General features: G+C 60.0%; 19 protein-coding genes. 8 read left to right on the forward strand and 11 right to left on the reverse strand.

Going from position 1 to position 19174, the window contains the following annotated elements:
* Positions 1-292: 292 nt before the first annotated feature.
* The 6 genes from ACX3YF_RS28445 to ACX3YF_RS28470 are packed head-to-tail and all read right to left on the reverse strand — an operon-like array spanning position 293 to position 6215.
* A complete protein-coding gene (locus ACX3YF_RS28445) occupies positions 293-1711 on the reverse strand; it encodes an ArnT family glycosyltransferase (RefSeq protein WP_448646198.1) in 1419 nt (472 codons plus the stop codon).
* Positions 1712-1730: 19 nt separating this feature from the next.
* Positions 1731-2651 carry an SdiA-regulated domain-containing protein gene (locus tag ACX3YF_RS28450; RefSeq protein WP_448646197.1) on the reverse strand — a complete coding sequence of 307 codons (921 nt, stop codon included), beginning with the start codon at positions 2649-2651 and terminating at the stop codon, positions 1731-1733.
* 11 nt (positions 2652-2662) lie between these two features.
* Positions 2663-4171, reverse strand: a complete 1509-nt coding sequence (locus tag ACX3YF_RS28455; RefSeq protein WP_458974682.1) for an ArnT family glycosyltransferase — start codon at positions 4169-4171, stop codon at positions 2663-2665.
* A gap of 3 nt (positions 4172-4174) precedes the next feature.
* On the reverse strand, positions 4175-4453 hold the full coding sequence (locus tag ACX3YF_RS28460; RefSeq protein WP_103406001.1) for a lipid-A-disaccharide synthase N-terminal domain-containing protein: 279 nt from the start codon (positions 4451-4453) through the stop codon (positions 4175-4177).
* Positions 4450-5190, reverse strand: coding sequence for a glycosyltransferase family 2 protein (locus ACX3YF_RS28465; RefSeq protein ID WP_458974683.1), 741 nt, complete (start codon positions 5188-5190; stop codon positions 4450-4452). The genes ACX3YF_RS28460 and ACX3YF_RS28465 overlap by 4 nt, the downstream gene beginning before the upstream one ends.
* 47 nt (positions 5191-5237) lie before the next feature.
* Positions 5238-6215, reverse strand: coding sequence for an NAD-dependent epimerase/dehydratase family protein (locus ACX3YF_RS28470; RefSeq protein WP_458974684.1), 978 nt, complete (start codon positions 6213-6215; stop codon positions 5238-5240).
* Positions 6216-6524: 309 nt separating this feature from the next.
* On the opposite strand from ACX3YF_RS28470, the gene ACX3YF_RS28475 reads away from it, so the two are divergent.
* Positions 6525-7172, forward strand: a complete 648-nt coding sequence (locus ACX3YF_RS28475) for a YceH family protein (RefSeq protein ID WP_458974685.1) — start codon at positions 6525-6527, stop codon at positions 7170-7172.
* A gap of 89 nt (positions 7173-7261) precedes the next feature.
* Here ACX3YF_RS28475 and ACX3YF_RS28480 read toward each other — a convergent pair whose 3' ends face one another.
* Together ACX3YF_RS28480 and ACX3YF_RS28485 are read right to left on the reverse strand one after the other, a co-directional pair.
* Positions 7262-7780 (reverse strand): cupin domain-containing protein, encoded by a 519-nt coding sequence (locus tag ACX3YF_RS28480; RefSeq protein ID WP_103406005.1) that lies wholly within the window; start codon positions 7778-7780, stop codon positions 7262-7264.
* 41 nt (positions 7781-7821) lie between these two features.
* Positions 7822-8640: a shikimate 5-dehydrogenase gene (locus ACX3YF_RS28485; protein WP_130210986.1), complete on the reverse strand. Its 819-nt coding sequence runs from the start codon at positions 8638-8640 to the stop codon at positions 7822-7824.
* A 245-nt stretch (positions 8641-8885) separates the two neighbouring features.
* Here ACX3YF_RS28485 and ACX3YF_RS28490 point away from each other — a divergent pair, with 245 nt between their 5' ends.
* Both ACX3YF_RS28490 and ACX3YF_RS28495 read left to right on the forward strand, forming a co-directional pair.
* A complete protein-coding gene (locus ACX3YF_RS28490; protein WP_130210987.1) occupies positions 8886-9257 on the forward strand; it encodes a hypothetical protein in 372 nt (123 codons plus the stop codon).
* Between the two features lie 200 nt (positions 9258-9457).
* The gene (locus tag ACX3YF_RS28495) at positions 9458-9649 is read left to right on the forward strand and encodes a hypothetical protein (RefSeq protein ID WP_130210988.1); all 192 of its coding nucleotides are present in this window, start codon (positions 9458-9460) and stop codon (positions 9647-9649) included.
* Here the strand turns inward: ACX3YF_RS28495 and ACX3YF_RS28500 are convergent.
* Complete coding sequence (locus tag ACX3YF_RS28500) at positions 9646-10707, reverse strand: AI-2E family transporter (protein WP_458974686.1); 1062 nt, start codon at positions 10705-10707, stop codon at positions 9646-9648. The two genes, ACX3YF_RS28495 and ACX3YF_RS28500, sit on opposite strands and share 4 nt — an antisense overlap.
* 163 nt (positions 10708-10870) lie before the next feature.
* On the opposite strand from ACX3YF_RS28500, the gene trhP reads away from it, so the two are divergent.
* The gene (trhP, locus tag ACX3YF_RS28505) at positions 10871-12196 is read left to right on the forward strand and encodes a prephenate-dependent tRNA uridine(34) hydroxylase TrhP (protein WP_458974687.1); all 1326 of its coding nucleotides are present in this window, start codon (positions 10871-10873) and stop codon (positions 12194-12196) included.
* Between the two features lie 29 nt (positions 12197-12225).
* Here trhP and ACX3YF_RS28510 read toward each other — a convergent pair whose 3' ends face one another.
* Entirely contained in the window at positions 12226-13089 is an 864-nt protein-coding gene (locus ACX3YF_RS28510; RefSeq protein ID WP_103406009.1) for a LysR family transcriptional regulator, read from the reverse strand.
* Between the two features lie 96 nt (positions 13090-13185).
* Here ACX3YF_RS28510 and ACX3YF_RS28515 point away from each other — a divergent pair, with 96 nt between their 5' ends.
* Entirely contained in the window at positions 13186-14094 is a 909-nt protein-coding gene (locus ACX3YF_RS28515; protein ID WP_458974688.1) for a DMT family transporter, read from the forward strand.
* Positions 14095-14132: 38 nt separating this feature from the next.
* Here the strand turns inward: ACX3YF_RS28515 and ACX3YF_RS28520 are convergent, their stop codons facing one another.
* Positions 14133-14849: a FadR/GntR family transcriptional regulator gene (locus tag ACX3YF_RS28520; protein ID WP_448646188.1), complete on the reverse strand. Its 717-nt coding sequence runs from the start codon at positions 14847-14849 to the stop codon at positions 14133-14135.
* Positions 14850-15130: 281 nt separating this feature from the next.
* Here ACX3YF_RS28520 and ACX3YF_RS28525 point away from each other — a divergent pair, with 281 nt between their 5' ends.
* The 3 genes from ACX3YF_RS28525 to ampC all read left to right on the forward strand — a co-directional run bounded on the left by ACX3YF_RS28525 (position 15131) and on the right by ampC (position 19128).
* Positions 15131-16477: an MFS transporter gene (locus tag ACX3YF_RS28525; protein ID WP_458945629.1), complete on the forward strand. Its 1347-nt coding sequence runs from the start codon at positions 15131-15133 to the stop codon at positions 16475-16477.
* 36 nt (positions 16478-16513) lie between these two features.
* On the forward strand, positions 16514-17857 hold the full coding sequence (gudD, locus tag ACX3YF_RS28530; protein WP_458974689.1) for a glucarate dehydratase: 1344 nt from the start codon (positions 16514-16516) through the stop codon (positions 17855-17857).
* Positions 17858-17988: 131 nt separating this feature from the next.
* Positions 17989-19128 carry a class C beta-lactamase gene (gene ampC, locus ACX3YF_RS28535; RefSeq protein ID WP_448646187.1) on the forward strand — a complete coding sequence of 380 codons (1140 nt, stop codon included), beginning with the start codon at positions 17989-17991 and terminating at the stop codon, positions 19126-19128.
* Positions 19129-19174: the final 46 nt, after the last annotated feature.

Below are 19174 nucleotides of genomic sequence, written 5' to 3' on the forward strand. Positions count from 1 at the left end.
ACCTGTAGGAGCGAGCCTGCTCGCGATGGACGTTAACGATAACGCGTTGATTCTGGACAAACGCGTTGCGCTTGAGTCCATCGCGAGCAGGCTCGCTCCCACAGGTGATCGGTTTTGGAACGTGCGCCGATTATAGCCATGACCGCCCCTTCTGCGACTTGTCTTTTGTTGCGCACGGATCAGGCAGTCGCCTTCGACTGCCTGGCTTCGAGTACATGAGCAAAGGCGCGACAAGCATTGAGCCGTAAAAGCCGGCCACCAGCAGACGAAGTCTGCGAATCACGATTGCCGATCAGTGGCAATCGCCGCCCATGCGGATCAACAGCGCCGAGCGGCCCGGTTTCAGATACGTATCGATTTCTCCGACCTTGCACGACGCCAGGTTTTGCAATTGCGGATCCAGAGGCTCCGGCACGAACAGCAGCCCCGCTGGCCGGGCGTCCCCTTGCAACTGATCAATCGTCAGTGGCGCGACCGGTCGGCCCATGTAGTAGACCAGGCGGATATCCGGCTCACCGATTGTGTAGACTTTCTGGCCCGGTTGCCCCGCCGCCAACGTGGCGACCTGCTCCAGGCCAGCGACGCGGTGAGACAGCACCCGCGCCTCGACGAACGCATAAAACACCACGAAGCCGGCCAGCATCACGTAGGGAACCGTGGCCAGGCAGGCACGCCAGCGGCCCTTCGCGTCGTCAAGCACGGCCGCCCAGTGCATGGCCAGCAGCAGCGCCATGGACGGGTAAATCGGCAGCAAATACTTGCCGTGTTTTTCGGTGAAGCAAGAAAAGACCAACAGTGGCAGCAGACTGCAACACAGCAACATGGCCGCCTCGCGGCGCGAACGGATCATTGCCCAGAACTTTCGCGGCTGCACGAATACAATCAGCCAGAACGGGAAGAAATCACCGGCCAGGTACAACAGGTAGGCATACCAGGCCTCGGCGCCTTGCCCGTCGATCTTCTTCACGATGTCTTCGCTGATGATCGACGCCCAGACACCCCAACCCTGGTTGATGGACACGGCCAGATACCAGGAACCACCCAGAACCGATGCAAGGAGCCAGCCCCAACCGTCACACAGATAGGCTTTGGCCCGGGCATCGCGATAGATCAAGGCATAAGCCAGAATCGGCGCCGTCACCCACAGAAGGCACACCGGCCCCTTGGTCAACAACGCGCAGCCGATGAGGACGTAGCTGAGTCGACTCCAAACGGCCCGGCCCTGCTGGAATATGAATTGCCAGGCTGCCAACAGCGCGCCGAAACACAGCAGGGTCAGCAGCATCTCGATTTCAGAGCGACGGGCGAACAGGCTGAATGCCCCGTTCGCGGCCAGGAACACCATCGCAAACAGCCCCACCTGGCGCCCCGCCTGCCTGACGCCGTACAGATAAGTGCCGACACAGCACAAGGTTGCGGCCAGCGCCGAAGGCAGGCGCATGCTCCACTCGGACAAGCTGCCCACCACGGCGGTCGAAACGAGACCGGCCCAGTAGAAAAACGGCGGCTTGGACAGGTACAGATCGCCGTTCATATAAGGCAGCAACCAGCTCCCCGCTTCTCGCATTTCGCGGACGGTGACCGCGCGCCGGGCTTCGTTGACACTCAAAAACGGTACGCTGCCCAGCCCCCAGAAAAACAGCAGCGCAATGGCTATGGCCGCAAGCAAGGCGACATTGCGGTTCGACAAACGAGTCAGGCTCACACCCATCAAGGTTACTCCACAGCAGTTACTTGAGCGTTTTGGTCTTGCTGAATCGGTAGAACAGGTTGGGCTCGCTGACGACGTACAGATCGCCATCGGTGTCCATCGTCATACCCTCGCCCTGCGGCACCGAATGCTTAAGATCGCCCGCCTGGCTGCGCAGGGAGAGAATGCTGACGAAGTCCCCCTTCCCGTCCAGCTCGGTGATATTGGCGGACTCATCACTGAGCAACAAAAGGTGCCCGCTCTTCGGATCGAAGTAGCCATCGGAGAGGTCTCGGCTGAAGACACTGCGGTTAACCCAGGACGTCAAGTCCTTGATACGGATCTGTAGAGGGCCGCCCATGGAAGGGAGCATGCCCGTCACCGAATACAGCTGCCGCGGATCACGCTCCTTGATGGCGAAGACACGGTCATTGGCCCGGTCGTACGTCACACCTTCAAACCCTTTGTTGTGCGGGCTCAGGTTGACGCCGATGGCAACAAATTGTGCTTGTTCGACATGGATCGGCGCAGGGGTGTCGGGCAAGGTGACGATGTCCAGTTGCTGCAGTCTTTCATCGGCGATCACCACCCGTCCACCGCCGATGTAAGCGATGCCTTCGGTGTCTTCGAAGCCGATCAGCGGGTAGCGTCCGAGCAAGTCGCCGTTGCGGCTCAACACCACGATTCCCATGTGCTCGCCATTGGTGATTCCCAGCAGGCGATCACGATCGTAATCGTAAGCGATGCCGGACAAATTGGTGACACCCTCCACAGGTTTGGCCTGGATCACCGCCTTATAGTCAGGCACCCAGATATTTTTGTCCGGTGCCTGATTGCCGTACCACTGGTTGTGCCAGTGTCCGTACAACTGCGAGAACCAGGCAGAACGCACGCCTGTAGTGATCACCAGTGCCAACGCGATAACGACAACCAACAGCCCCGCTTTCCTTGCCTTGCTCATTATTATTTTTCTCAATCCCAAGTGAAACGATAGACATGCCCAGGCTGCCCCGGATGGCATTTGCCGTTATCGGCATCGGCGCCGACGATCGACCACTCGGCACGGGACGTTTCGCCCAGTTCATGTGCAGCCTCGGGGGCGAAGCACTGGCCGAGCAACTCGTCCGGGACCAATGCATAAGTGTTGGGGTGATCGCGCAGCCATTGTGCAGCCTGCTCGACCGTCGACTCGGCCATACCGAAATGCACGATCGGCTGACGGGCGTACAACCAATGTCCCTCGCGCCAGTTGACCAGTACCAGGTCAGCACCGTGGGTCATTGACGCGGCTTGCTCCATGATGGCTACGTGTGGATTGGCGCCGTCCGTGATCGGCTCGATAAACCCACGGGCGAACCACAACACGAACCAGCCTGCCACCAGGGCCGGAAATGCCCGGCGCAGGCGCGGGCGCTGCTTGAACCAGCGTTGCAGCAGCCAGGGAATCAGCGGCGCGGCGGCCAGTACCAGGCCAGGCAGCGCCGGGTAGATGTACAACTTGCGTTTGCCGGCACTGATGCAAAAGAACAGCACCACCAGCGCAACCCAGCCGAGCAGCACCAGCACCCGACCGTCACGCTTTTGCAGCTGACGGCGCCAGGCTGGCACCAGCCATGGCAAGGCCAGTACCAAAGGCAACCAGTATTGCGGAATGACGTTGGTGAAGAAGTACCAGAACGGTTCACGGTGGTCCCACGAAGCGGCGTAGCGTCCGGCGGTCTGGCGCAGGAGGATTTCCCGGGCATAGGCCACTTCGTCAGCGGAGCCGTTGAGCACGATGGACAAGGTCAGGGGTAACAGCCAGACCGCGATCGCCGCCAGCATCACCAGCAACCCGAGCCACCATTTGCGCGCCTGGCCCGGCATGGCCACCACGCCCGACCAATCCTTGCGTACCGCATAGGCATAAGGGATCAGCATCAGCGCCGGCAGAAAGCCCACGCCTTTGGTGATCACCCCGATGCCCATGCCCGCACAGCCTACATAGAACCAGCGCCATGCCGGCCCCAGCAACAGATGACGGGCCAGGCCGTAGAGGCCCAGCGTGGTGAACAGAATCAGAAAGCTGTCGATCTGCCCGGTGCGCAGGATGCTGTAGGTCTGGTAGGTCGCCAGGTACAACAGCGCGGCAATGCGCCCGATGCGCTGGTTCCACAGCCGGCGGCCCAAGTCATAGACCATCGCCGTGACGGTCACCGCGGAAAAAAGCCCGGGTATGAACAGGGCAAGGTTGGGTTTGCCGGTCAGCCAGGCGAAGAACGCCACCGTCCACATGAAGATCGGCGGCTTGTCGCCGTAGATCTCCCCGGCGCGATGGGGAATCAGCCATGAACCGTTGTGCAGCATTTCCAGGGCCACGCCGAGGAAACGTTCTTCATCGACGTTCTGCACTTGACGCAGGCCCAGACCGGCACCGACCAAAAGCAGGGCGAGCAACATCAACCCCAGGCATTCGACCCTGGGCGACAACGATCTGCGCATGACTTACTCCTTGAGGTTTTTGCTTTTTGCAATCAGTTGCAGGTTGCGCAGATAAACAATAAAGCCAAAAGCCTGGCCGGCAATGAACACCGGGTCCTGCCGGTAAATGGCATACATCAGCAGCAGGGCACTGCCGACGATACTCAGGTACCAGAAGCTGGTCGGGATCACGCTGCGTTTTTTGTATTCGCTGTACAGCCACTGCAGGACGAAACGGCCGGTGAACGCGAGCTGGCCGGCAAAGCCGACCACCAACCACAAGGATTCGCGGGAAAGGTTCATTCCTGAACCTCCCGAGCCTGAGTATTCAGGCGAGTACGCTTGATCAACCACCACACCCCGAAGAGGTCGAGAATGCCGACAAGGGCGCGGTCGATATTGCCGTACTTGGACACGCCGGCGGTGCGGTGCCGGTGGTTGACGGGATGGACGACCATTCGGCCATTGTGGCGCTGGATCAGCGCTGGAATGTACCGATGCATATGATCGAAGTACGGCAGGCGCAAAAACGCCGCGCGTTGAATCAGTTTCAAGCCACAGCCAGTGTCGGGCGTGGCGTCCTTGAGCAGGCGGCTGCGCAGGCCATTGGCGAAACGCGAGGCCCAGCGCTTGCTCGCGGTGTCGCGGCGGTTGACCCGGTGCCCCGCCACCAGCTGCAAGTCGCCACTGCCACGCGGGTTACGCACCAGTGCCAACATGCCCGGGATGTCCGCCGGGTCGTTCTGCCCGTCGCCATCGAGCGTGGCCAGCCACTGCCCGCGAGCCGCCTGTGCCGCGTGGTACAGCGACGTGCTTTGGCCCAGCGAGCGATCATGATGCAGGATGCGTAACTGGCTCAGACCATTGTTTTTGGCCTGCTGCAGTTCGTGCAAGGTCGCGTCGGTACTGCCATCGTCGACGACGATGATTTCATAAGACTCGTCGGCCAGCGCCACGCGGACTTCCTCAAGCAAGGGCTTGAGATTGTTCGCTTCGTTCTTCGCGGGGATCAGTACCGATACAAAAATGTCCTGGCTCATGGTGTCTCCCTCGCCTTGTGGTTTTTCCGCTGTCAAAGGCGAACGTTTCAAATTTGATAAAACTGCCGATACCACTTCACAAACTCCCCGACGCCGGTGCCAACCGGCACCTGCGGACTGAAATCGACCCACTCTGCCAGGGCCGACACATCGGCCCAGGTCTTGACCACATCGCCAGCCTGCAGCGGTAGATAGTTGCGTTGGGCTTGCATACCCAGCGCCGCTTCCAGGCAGTCGACGAACTCCAGCAGCGCCACTGGCTGGCCGCGACCGATATTGAACAACCGGTTGACACCTTCGCCCGCCCCGGTCGATACCGGTGGCCGCGTGCGCAATCGGGCGATGCTTTCGACGATGTCATCGATGTACGTGAAGTCCCGTGCCATCTGGCCCTGGTTATAGATATCGATCGGCCGGCCTTTGAGCATCGCCTCGGTAAACTTGAACAACGCCATGTCCGGCCGCCCCCACGGTCCGTAAACCGTAAAGAAACGCAGCCCACTGGCCTTCAGTCCGTACAGATGGCAATAACTCTCGGCCAGCAACTCATTGGCGCGTTTGGTCGCGGCATACAAGGAAATGGGATGATCGACCGCGTCCTCGACACTGAACGGCATTTTGCTGTTGCTGCCGTACACCGAGCTGCTCGAGGCGTAGATTAGATGCTCAGGGCGATGGTGCCGGCAGGCCTCCAGCACATTGAGAAAGCCCACCAGATTCGATTGCGCGTACACGTCGGGATTGTCCAGCGAATAGCGCACTCCGGCTTGTGCGGCCAGATGCACCACTTCGCTAAACGGCTGATCGCGAAACAACGCCATCAACGCCGGCTTATCGACTATGTCCATTTTCTCGAAACGAAAGCCCGGCAAGCACTCCAGTTCCTTGAGTCGTGCGCGCTTGAGCGTGACGTCGTAATAGTCGTTGAGGTTGTCGATGCCGACCACTTCATGCCCGTCCAGGCATAGACGCCGGGCGGTGTGAAACCCAATGAATCCGGCAGCGCCGGTAATCAAAATAGTCATGCGAATCGTGTGCTATCGAGCACATCTTGTTTGGCTGATACCAACATCAACTTCATGCCTTACTCCATCTTCCATTGCTTAAGGCCGGTGACATTGTCGATGCAAGAAACGTGTAAATCCCCCACTTCAAGGACATCCTGTCCATGGCCCCGCATACGGTGCCCATCCGATTGTAAAAAATTCGTTACTATTGCGTTAATGCCTCATTAAACAGCCCAGATAGTTCGCAAATTCTATTGCCATTGACGCACACCAATCTAAAGTGCATCCACGCAAGTGAAAACCTGAACCGGGTAAGGACGCAGAACCATGATCACCGAGCAAGAGACGACCTATGACGAGCCGCGACTCAACAGCACGGAAATCCGTATTCTGGGCTCTCTGATCGAAAAACAGGCCACCAGCCCGGAAACCTACCCGCTGACCCTCAATGCGCTGGTGATCGCCTGCAACCAGAAGACCAGCCGCGAGCCGGTGATGAACCTGACCCAGGGTCAGGTCGGTCAGAGCTTGCGCGCCCTTGAGGGACGCGGCTTCACCAAACTGGTGATGGGCAGCCGTGCGGATCGCTGGGAGCACAGGGTCGACAAGGCACTGGAACTGGTGCCGGCTCAGGTGGTGCTGGCGGGACTGCTGTTCCTGCGCGGCCCACAAACGGTCAATGAGTTGCTGACCCGCAGCGGCCGCATGCATGACTTCGAAGATACCGACCAGGTGGTGCATCAGCTTGAACGCTTGATTGCCCGTGGCCTGGCCCTGCTGATTCCGCGCCAGGCCGGGCAGCGGGAAGACCGGTATATGCATGCCTTGGGCGACCCGGCGGATATCGACGCGATTCTCGCGGCGCGGCAGAACCCGGTCGAACGTGGTGGTGGCAGCGCTGTTTCGGTTGAGCGCATCGAAGAGCTCGAGGCGCGGATTGCGGCACTGGAAGAGCGTTTGGCGCGGCTTGAGTAAACATCATTAACTTGAACAAATAACCCTGTGGCGAGGGAGCTTGCTCCCTCGCCACAATTACACCTTTGCCGACTCGATCTCGGAACCGTTCACTCCCCGTCCCAGTAATCCACCCCATCCGCCTGCCGGGCAACCGCGACAAACCCCGAAGCATTACCCTGCGCATCGACCTTGAAGTCATCCATCACCGCATACTTGCCGGAATCCGGATATTCACAGATCTCCGGTGACTGCTGGGTGCTGACCGCCAGGTAACGCAACTCTGCAAGGCTGGTATTGATGATCTGGTGTGCCGCTTCAGGACCGCCCGGCGGGCAGGCGATCACGTCGCCAGCGCGAATGGGGAAGCGTTCGGCGCCAAGACGGATCTCCCCCTCCCCGGCCACGACGTAAAACATCTCCTCGTTGACCCGATGACTGTGAAACGGACTGCCACGCATCCCCGGTTCCAGCACGTACAGGCGATATCCGAGCTTCTGAGCCCCCAGTTGCTGACCCACGCGGGCCATGCGTTGCCGATAGCGGCCGGCGGTTTCACCGGTGGGCGCCAAGGCTTCGGGCAGGGGCTCCAGTTCGACCTGGTTCAGGTTGAGAATGGGGGGATGCATGGGTACCTCCTTGACCTTGTTTTAAGGCAGGCAAAAGACCTTCAACTGCGCGCAAACGCCACCGCTTGCTGAAATTGCTCATCCGTCGGCCGCACACCGGTATAAAGCACGAATTGCTCCAACGCCTGGAGCGCGATCACCTCCAGTCCGGTGATCACTTGCTTGCCCTCGGCACGACCACGCACGATCAGCGGCGTTTCCGAGGGAATCGCCACCACATCGAAGACGATATCAGCAGCCGCAATGGCCTCGGTTTCGTATGCCAACTGACCGGCCTCCGGGCCGCCATCCATACCGACCGGCGTGACATTGATCAGCATTTGCGGCCGTTTCTCCCCCAGCTCCGCTTGCCATGAATAGCCCAGGGACTCAGCCAGGGCCCGGCCTGCGCGCTCGTTGCGGGCCACGATCAGGCCGTTTGTGTAACCGCCATCGCGCAAGGCACTGGCCACCGCCTTGGCCATTCCGCCGCTGCCGCGCAGGGCAAAGGTGGTGTTCTTGGGCACGGCGTGGGTTTCCAGCAGTTGGGCAATCGCAATGTAATCGGTGTTATAGGCCTTGAGATGACCGTCGGTATTGACGATGGTGTTGATCGATTGAATGGCGGCGGCGGACGCGTCCAACTCATCGACCAGCGCAATGCAGGCTTCCTTGAACGGCATCGATACGCCGCAGCCGCGAATGCCCAAGGCACGAATACCGCCGACAGCGCCCGGCAAGTCCTGACTGCTGAAGGCTTTGTAGTAGAAATTCAGCCCCAGCTGTTCATACAGATGGTTGTGAAATCGCAAGCCAAAGTTGCCGGGGCGTCCGGAGAGGGACATGCACAGCCGGGTGTCTCTGTTGGGGTTCATCTGCATGTGAATCTCCTTCCAGTGCACTTTCAGATGGACGGGCTTAGCCAGTCCAGGGTGTTCTGATCAATCATATTCCAGGGCCTGCTTATGGCATCGGGCGACCGTAAGCAAGCCGGTACAGACCTTACACAAAATTTACCTAACGGCTGTGCTGATTTTGAAAAAAACGCTGTCTTAGAAGTATCCCCGCGACGATCCCTGGGTCTATTGCAGACACAAGCGCCGGGTCGAAGAACCGAGGAATTATCATGATCCGTAAAATCCCCACAGTAGCCTTGCTGATCGGCGCGCTCGCTATCGCAGGACAGGCGCAAGCCCACGGTGGTGGTAATGACGCGGCGGTATTTGGAGCGATCGTCGGTACGGCCATCGTCGGCTCGGCCCTGATCAACGCCAACCGGCCGGTGTATGTCGAGCCGCAACCTGTTTATGCACAGCCGGTCTACGCCCAACCCGCACCGGTGTATGCCGCACCACCGCCACCGGTTTACTACCAGCCGGCTCCGGTCTATGTGCAGCAACCGATCTACTACCGTCCGGCGCCGGTCTACTACGGACCACCCCGTGGTTATTACGGCCCACCCCGTGGTTACTATGGCCCGCGTTACGGTCACTACTGACACAGTCCGCAGGGGCCCGCTTGCTGGCGATGACGCGTTCGAAAACGTTATCGCCGGCCAGCAGGAACATTGACAGGTGCGGTGACCGACAAACGGTCATTTGCACCCACTGGCGTCAATGACCACTATCGAAAACGGTGATTGTCCGCAAAAGCACCCGCCCCGTAAGGTATCTCCATAGATCGATGGAGGTACTGATGATGTCTCAGGTTCATATTATGTCCGTTATCGGCAGCGCCGTTCCCGCCCCTCTCAGAGAGCTGGGACTGCTCGCCTGCTGGTATCTGGTACAGGATGGCGAACAGATCAGCGGCCCGCTCACTTCGCTGCCGGCCGCCCAGGCATTGTCTGAGCGTATCGGCACTGGCCAGACGGGCAAATTCAGCGCTTAAGGCAGCTGAACCCGCGGCTTGGTTTCGATGAAGATCGCCCAGCTCGACATGAACAGTGCGGCAATCAGCGGACCGATCACAAAACCGTTGAGGCCGAAAATCGCCAGGCCGCCCAGGGTCGAGATCAGGATCAGATAATCCGGCATCTTGGTATCCTTGCCCACCAGGATCGGTCGCAGCACGTTGTCCACCAGTCCGATCACAAAAACCCCGAACAACCCCAGTACCACGCCCTGCCAGATCGCCCCGGTGAACAGAAAAAACGCCGCCACCGGCGCCCAGACGATACCCGCCCCCACCGCTGGCAACAGGGACAGAAACGCCATCAACACGGCCCAGAGCAACGCGCTCGGGATGTCCAGAAACCAGAAAATCAAACCACCCAATGCGCCTTGCGTGATCGCCACCAGCAGATTGCCTTTCACCGTGGCCCGCACCACACGGTTGAATTTGAGTTGCAGACGACGTTTCTGGTGTTCCTGCAGCGGTACGGCGGAGCGAACCTTGCGCGCCAGTTCGGCACCGTCCCGCAGAAAGAAGAACAGCAGGTAGAGCATGATGAAAAAACTCACCACAAAATCGAAAGTGCCCTGACCAAAACTGAAGACCTGCGTGGCGACAAACTCATTGCCCGTCACCGCGCTCTTGATGATCTTCTCCCGCAGGCCGTTCAACTCGCCGATCCCGAACCGATCGAGCAAGTGCTGAAAGTACGGCGGCAGGCTGTGTTTGAAGTGCGTCACATAGCCTGCGATGTCCAACTCGCCGCTTTCAATTCTGTTGTAGAGCGCCGCCCCCTCCTGAACCAGCAAGAAACCGAGGATGATCACCGGCAGGATCGCGATCACCAGACAAACACTCAGCGTCAGCAACGACGTGATGTTGCGCTGCCAGCCGAACTTCAATTGCAGTCGACGCTGCAGGGGCGCAAACAGGATGCCGAGGATCACTGCCCAGAACACCGCGCCGTAGAACGGCAACAGAATCCAGACGAAGGCGATGCTCACCAGCCCCAGCAACACCGTCAGTGACTTGTCTTGTAATGTCTCTTCGTTCATGTCCGATCCATGTCAGTCCGCCGGAACGCAATGTTGCGCCCTGATGCTTAGGCCACCATGGCTCGCGCGAGTGCCATCGTTTTTTTCATCAAGCATAGATCCAGATCAATAAACCTTCGGAGCAAGGCGTATACGCTCGGCGGCTTTTGCGATCGATCCCACCATGAACCAGATTGCTCCGGAACTGCTCGCCCCCGCCGGCACCTTGAAAAACATGCGTTATGCCTTCGCCTACGGCGCCGATGCCGTGTACGCGGGCCAGCCACGCTACAGCTTGCGCGTGCGCAACAACGAATTCGATCACGCCAACCTGGCCCGCGGCATTCGTGAAGCGCAGGCGCAGGGCAAGCGCTTCTACGTGGTGGTGAACATCGCGCCGCACAACGCCAAGCTCAAGACGTTCCTCAAGGATCTGGAACCCGTGATCGCCATGGCGCCGGACGCGTTGATCATGTCCGACCCCGGCCTGATCATGCTGGTGCGCCGGCACTTCCCGCAGATGCCGATCCACCTCTCGGTACAAGCCAATACGGTGAACTGGGCCAGTGTCGAGTTCTGGCAGCAGCAGGGCTTGAGCCGGATCATCCTCTCGCGGGAACTGTCTCTGGAAGAAATCGCCGAAATCCGCCAACAGGTTCCCGCCATGGAACTGGAGGTGTTCGTGCACGGTGCGCTGTGCATGGCCTATTCGGGTCGCTGCCTGCTGTCGGGCTACATGAACAAGCGTGACGCCAACCAGGGCAGTTGCACCAACGCCTGCCGCTGGAAGTATTCGGCGCAGGAGGCCACGGAAAACACCCTGGGCGAAATCGTCCAACAGTACCAACCGGAACCGACCCTGGGTCTCGGCGCGCCCACCGAGCAGGTGTTCCTGCTGCAAGAGGCCAATCGCCCCGACGAACTGATGCCGGCCTTCGAAGACGAGCATGGCACTTACATCATGAATGCCAAGGATCTGCGCGCCGTACAGCATGTCGAGCGCCTGACGCAGATGGGTGTGCACTCATTGAAAATCGAAGGCCGGACCAAATCGCATTTCTATTGTGCCCGGACCACGCAGGTCTACCGACGGGCCATCGATGATGCCGTGGCCGGCCGCGATTTCGACCGCAGCCTGATGACCGACCTCGAATCCCTTGCTCAGCGCGGCTACACCGAAGGCTTTCTGCGTCGGCATGTGCATGACGAGTACCAGAACTACCAGAACGGCAGCTCGGTGTCGGAGCGGCAACAGTTCGTCGGTGAACTGACCGGCGAGCGACGTGAGCGGTTGGCGGAAGTGAAGGTGAAGAATCGGTTTGGCCTGGGCGATCACATGGAGTTGATGACGCCCAAGGGCAACTTCCACTTCGATCTGCATCAATTGCACAACATCCGGGGTGAAGCGATCGAGGTCGCGCCGGGGGATGGGCATACGGTGTACCTGCCGATTCCGGATGCGGTGGATTTGAGTTTCGGGTTGTTGATGCGGGATGTATGCGTGAGCTGATCAATCCGCGTTCACGGCTACCAGTTCGCTTAAGCAAATTCCTCGCGCAACATTGCCACGAACGCCTCTCGCGCCGGGTGTACCCCGGCGTTTTCATGCCAGTAGAACAAGTTCTCGATCGCCGTCAGCTCGGGAAACTCGTAACCCACGCACCCTGCGCCCTTGGCGTATTGATCGAACACGCCTTTGGGCACCAGCGCCACGCCGGCCCCGGCGCTGACGCACCCGACAATCGCGCCGTAACTGGCCAGGCTGACAATCGGCAACGCCTGCCCCTGGCGCAACAACCAATGTTCCAGCGCCGCCCGATACGGACAACCCTGGGGCCACATGAAGACGGTCTTGTCATGCAGATCCGCCATGTCACGCACCGGCCCCAGCGATGTCGAGGCAATCAGCAACAGGTCTTCGCGGTACATCGGCGTGCGCTTGAGGTGCGAGCGCTCGACATCCACCGCAACTATGGCGCCATCCAGCCGATGATTGAGGGTGTCATCCAGCAATTGCCCCCAAGTGCCCGTAGTCAGTTCCAGCGCCACTTGCGGGAAGCGCTTGTGGAATTTGGCCAGCAGTCGCGGCAAGCGACCGGTGGCCGAGGACTCGATGGCGCCGATGCGCAACGGCCCGGAAGGCTCGGCCGCGGGGTCCACCGCCCGCTTCGCCTCCGCGGTCAACGCCAGGATTTTCGAGGCGTAGGCCAGAAAGGTCTGACCCGACGGACTGATGCGCAGCCCGCGCCCCTCGCGCAAAAACAACGCGACACCCAACTCCGCCTCCAGCGACTTGATCCGCGCCGTGATGTTCGACGGCACGCAATGCAGCACTTCTGCCGCACGGGCGATGCTGCCCAGTTCGGCAACGGTCTTGAACATGCGAATCTGCGCCAACTCCATACATCACCCAAAGTGAACGGTTAGCGCAGTATAAGTCAGTTGTGGCGAATGGTTCAGGTTCAGATACTCAGAGCACCTGCCTACCGGTGCACGACCATGAAGCCGCTCACACACGCCCCCGTTTCGCCCTTGAAGATCATCCTGGCCATGGCGTTTGTCGTGACCTGCTGGGGGTATTCCCCGACCGGCATCCATATCGGCCTGCTCGCCTACGACCCCGTGCATCTGGCGCTTTTGCGTTTCCTGCTGGCATCGGTGTTCATGGCCGTGGTTGCGTTATGCAGGGGCATTCGCCTGCCAGGACTGCGCGATGTTCCATTGCTGTTCGGGCTGGGTTTCTTTGCCGTCAGTCTGCATCACGTGGCGATCAACTTCGGCCAGCAAGGCGTCAGCGCTGGCGCTTCCAGTGTGCTGGCACAAACCACGCCGTTGTTCAGCACCTTGCTCGCGCGCTTCGCGTTCAAGGACCGGGTCAGCCTCTGGCGCTGGGGCTGCATTTTATTGGGCCTGCTCGGCGTGGTGATCGTGGTGGCGGGCGATCATGGCCTGGGCAGCATCGACGCCCACGGCTTGCTGATCTTGCTGGCGGCGCTGTCCTGGAGTCTGTATTTCGCCCTGCAAAAGCACCACACCGGGCGTTATGACGGCTTGACCCTGGTCTGTTACACGGTCTGGTCCGGGACGTTACTGTTAGTGGTTTTTCTGCCAGGCCTTGTGGAGCAGGTCGCCGTGGCACCGCTGCGCGCGCAGCTGGCAGTGTTTGCCCTGGGGATATTCCCCAGTGCCCTGGCGTATCTGGCCTGGGCCTATGTATTGGCACATGTGGATTTGAGTCGGGCAACGATGACGCTGTATCTGGTACCGCCGATGGCGATGGCCATTGCGTCGTTTGCGCTGGGCGAAAGGCCGACGCTGATGGTTGGGGTTGGAGCGGTTGTGGTGTTGATCAGTGTGTTGGCGTTGAACCTGGAGCGGCGAGTGGTCGTTCAAGTGGCCAACGCCTGAACACTGAAGATCCCACAGGGGTTGCGGCGGCACCAGGATCAACTGCTGGCAGGCGAAAACCGGTCGCGACTGTTGGTCAAATGCAGCCACATCGCTGCCCGCGCTGCGTCCGGGTCCTGGCGCTTGATGGCGTTGAGAATCGCCTCATGCTCGAGGTTGGCCAGTTCTCCGAGCTTGCTCAGGTCCACCGCGCCGCGCTCGGCGGCATTCACCCGGGTTCGCGGAATCATGGCGCTACCCAGGTGCTGCATGATCTCGGTGAAGCACACATTGCCCGTGGCTTCGGCGATCAGCAGGTGGAAGCGCCGATCCGCTTCGACACAGCTGTCATTGTTGGCCAGCAGACGCTGATAGTCGTCGAGCGCCTCGCGCATCTGCGCCAACTGTTGATCGCTGCGGCGAGTGGCGGCCAGTGCGGCGGCCTGGGTTTCCAGGCCCATGCGCAATTCCAGAATGCTGCGCACCCCTAGCGCAGTGTCGACATTCAGTCGCAAGCCCTGTTCCGGCGCACGCTCCAGCACAAAGGTGCCGATGCCGTGCCGGGTTTCCACCAGCCCGGAGGCCTGCAACTTCGAAATCGCCTCGCGCACCACGGTGCGACTGACACCGTGCTCCTGAACAATCGTGTTCTCCGACGGCAGCTTTGCGCCGGGCAGCATCTGGCCGAGCAGGATGCTCTGGGTCAGCTTGGCCACCAGGTCATGGGCCAGGTTGTGGCTGCGCTTGCGGGCAGGTGCGTCGAGATCTTCTTGCATGGCGCTCATCCAAAAGCAGAACTAGCGCAATCGTAGCACTGCGATCGCCTGCAAACTCAAGAAAACACCGTTCAACTTGTATGACAACACTCAACAAAACGCCAATAGAAGCTCAATCAAACGAAAAAAAGTCACAGCGAAAGGAATAAAAATTGCCGACATCGCGCCATTTTATTCGGCGAACGCTATTGCAGGACAAAAAAAAGCAGTTGTATGATGTCTATCAACATCGCAACACCCAGCCGCACCCCGCATAAAAATAACGAGTGGGAGAAAACGCAGTGAAAACATCCATATCAGCCATGGACGATGGCGCCGATTCGGTGCTGAAGTCCGCCATCTCGAAAGTCAAACGTCACGTCTTGCCGCTGTTCGTGATCATGTTCATCGTCAATTACATTGACCGCGTGAACATCGGCTTCGTCCGCGCCCACATGGAACACGACCTGGGTATTGGCGCTGCCGCCTACGGCCTCGGCGCCGGTCTGTTCTTCATCGGCTACGCATTGTTCGAAGTGCCCTCCAACATCCTTCTGCAGAAAGTCGGCGCTCGCCTCTGGCTGACCCGCATCATGCTGACCTGGGGCCTGGTCGCCGCAGGCATGGCGTTCATCCAGAACGAAACCCACTTCTACGTCCTGCGTTTTCTGTTGGGTGTGGCCGAAGCCGGGTTTTTCCCTGGCGTGATCTACTACTTCACTCGCTGGTTGCCCGGTGTGGAGCGCGGCAAGGCCATCGCCATTTTCCTCAGTGGCTCGGCCGTTGCGTCGCTGATTTCCGGCCCGCTGTCCGGTTTGCTCCTGCAAATCACCGGCTTCGGAATGCACGGCTGGCAGTGGATGTACTTCATTGAAGGGATGTTTTCGGTCGGGCTGTGTGTGTTTGTCTGGTTCTGGCTCGATTCCAGGCCCCACGACGCGAAATGGCTGACCCGGGACGAGCAAGACGCACTGGTCCAGGCCATCGATGATGAGCAACTGGCCCGCGAAGCCGCGACGCCGATCAAACCGTCCCTGGGCAAACTGCTCAAGGATCGCCAGATCATCCTGTTCTGCCTGATCTACTTCTTCATTCAACTGACCATCTACGCCGCCACTTTCTGGCTGCCGAGCATCATCAAAAAAATGGGCGACTTGAGCGACGTCCAGGTCGGGATGTTCAACTCGATTCCGTGGTTGCTGTCGATTGTCGGCATGTACGCCTTTGCCTCGCTGTCGGCCAAATGGAAACACCAGCAAGCATGGGTCGCCGCCGCGCTGTTGATCGCCGCCGCCGGGATGTTCATGTCCACCACCGGTGGGCCGGTCTTCGCCTTTGTCGCGATCTGCTTCGCCGCACTGGGTTTCAAATCGGCGTCATCGCTGTTCTGGCCAATTCCCCAGGCCTATCTGGATGCGCGCATCGCCGCTGGCGTCATCGCGTTGATCAACTCGGTGGGCAACCTTGGCGGGTTCGTTGCGCCCACCACCTTCGGCCTGCTGGAAGAACGCACCGGCTCCATTCAGGGCGGCCTGTATGGCCTGGCCGCAACCTCGATCATCGCCGCGATCATCGTCTTCGCCGCACGCAACACACCCAAGGCCGCGTCCATCACCACAACGGCCAAACCGGCGCCCCACCACGCCTGAATACTTTTCAAGAACACGGTTTAAAAGGATAAGAACATGACCCAACAAGAAACCGCCAAAGCCCCGATCATCACCAGCATGCAAGTTGTTCCGGTGGCTGGTCACGATGGCATGCTGCTCAACCTGAGCGGGGCCCACGGGCCGTTTTTTACCCGCAACATCGTGATCCTCAAGGACAACGCCGGCCACACCGGCGTCGGCGAAGTACCGGGTGGCGAGCGTATTCGCCAGACCCTCGAAGACGCCCGCAGCCTGGTGGTCGGCAGCCCGATCGGCACCTACCAGAAGATGCTCAATCAAGTGCGCCAGACCTTCGCCGACCGCGACGCCGGCGGCCGTGGCCTGCAGACCTTCGACCTGCGCATCACCATCCATGCCGTCACGGGGCTGGAGGCGGCGCTGCTCGATCTGCTCGGGCAGTATCTGGGCGTTCCCGTCGCCGCCCTGCTCGGCGAAGGCCAGCAGCGTGATGAAGTGAAAATGCTCGGCTATCTGTTTTATGTCGGCGACCGCCAGCAAACCGATCTTGCCTACCGTAGCGAGCCGGATGCCGACAATGACTGGTTCCGGGTGCGTCACGAAAAAGCCATGACCGCCGACGCCGTGGTGCGCCTGGCCGAGGCGGCCCACGCCCGGTATGGCTTCAAGGACTTCAAGCTCAAGGGCGGCGTACTCAGCGGCGATGCCGAAATCGAAGCAGTGACGGCCCTGGCCGAACGCTTCCCCGACGCACGCATCACTCTCGATCCCAATGGTGCCTGGTCCCTCAAGGAGGCCATTCGCTTGTGCCGCGACCAGCATCAGGTACTGGCTTACGCCGAAGATCCCTGCGGCGCGGAAAACGGTTACTCGGGACGTGAAGTCATGGCCGAGTTCCGGCGTGCCACGGGTTTGAAAACCGCGACCAACATGATTGCCACCGACTGGCGGGAAATGGGTCACGCGATCCAGTTGCAGTCGGTGGACATCCCATTGGCGGACCCGCACTTCTGGACCATGCAAGGCTCGGTTCGCGTGGCCCAGATGTGCCATGAATGGGGCCTGACCTGGGGCTCGCATTCCAACAACCACTTCGATATCTCCCTGGCGATGTTCACCCATGTCGCGGCAGCCGCACCGGGTGAAATCACGGCGATCGACACCCACTGGATCTGGCAGGACGGCCAGCGCCTGACCAAAGCCCCACTGCAAATCGTCGAGGGCTGCGTGCAGGTGCCGCAGAAACCGGGGCTGGGCATCGAGCTGGATATGGATCAGGTGGCCAAGGCCCATGAACTGTACAAAGGCATGGGGCTGGGCGCGCGGGATGACAGTGTGGCGATGCAGTTTTTGATTCCGGGGTGGACATTCGACAACAAGCGGCCGTGCCTGGTGCGCTGATCTGACGGATACACGCCCCCCCAACAACCCGCCCTGTCGCCGATGGCCGGCAGGGCTCAAAAACCATTCGGAGTGGAGCGATTAACCCCCTAACATGATGCGCAACTGAATCGATGAAGGACGACATTCCCATGGACAGACTGAAAATCTTCGCGGTTTGCGTGGCGGCGCTCGCGGCTGGCCAGTGCATCGCACAGGATCAAATGGAGACGCTGGTGAATGCCGCCGTGCGCCCGGTCATGCAAGCCCAGGGCATTCCCGGAATGGCCGTGGCGGTGACCGTCAACGGCAAGCCGCACTACTTCAACTACGGGGTAGCGTCGAAAGAAAACGCGCAACCGGTCACTGAAAACACCCTGTTCGAAATCGGCTCCCTGAGCAAAACCTTCACCGCCACCCTCGCTGCCTACGCCCAGGCCAGCGGCAAGATGTCGTTGTCCGACAAGGCCAGCCAGGTGTGGCCCGCATTGCGCGGCAGTGCGTTCGATCACATCAGCGTGCTGCAACTGGGCACCTACACCGCAGGCGGTCTGCCCCTGCAATTCCCCGACGCCGCCGACTCGGCGGACAAGATGCTCGGCTATTTCAAGCAGTGGCAGCCGACCTACGCCGCTGGCACCCACCGGCAGTACTCGAATCCGAGCCTCGGTTTATTCGGCTACCTTGCGGCCCAAAGCATGGGCCAGCCATTCGATGAATTGATGGAACACACGCTGCTGCCCAAACTCGGCCTCAAGCACACCTACCTCAAAGTGCCGCAGGCGCAGATGGGCTTTTATGCACAGGGCTACAACAAGGACGACAAGCCGGTGCGCGTCGGGCCGGGGGCGCTGGACTCCGAGGCTTACGGGGTGAAAACCAGCACCTCGGACCTGATCGGCTATGTGCAAGCGAACCTGCAACCCGCCTCCCTGGAAAAACCGTTACAACAGGCAATCGCCCTGACCCATACCGGTTATTACCGCGTCGGCGAGATGACCCAGGGCCTGGGATGGGAGCTCTATCAGTACCCGGTCACCCTGGATCAGTTGCTGGCGGGCAACTCGCCGCAGATGGCCATGGAGGCGCACAAGGTCCAGTGGCTCAACCCGCCTCAACCGCAACCGAAAAACCTGCTGCTGAACAAAACCGGGTCGACCGGTGGCTTCGGTGCCTACGCCATGTTTGTGCCGTCGAAAGATATTGGCATCGTGATCCTGGCCAACAAGAACTACCCGATTGCAGAGCGGGTCAAGATCGCTCACCAGATTTTGAGTGCGCTGAGCCAGTAATCCCCACGTAGCTTACCTGTGGCGAGGGGGGCTGCTCACTCGCCAC

This window comes from Pseudomonas fluorescens group sp. PF-69, from assembly GCF_054481235.1.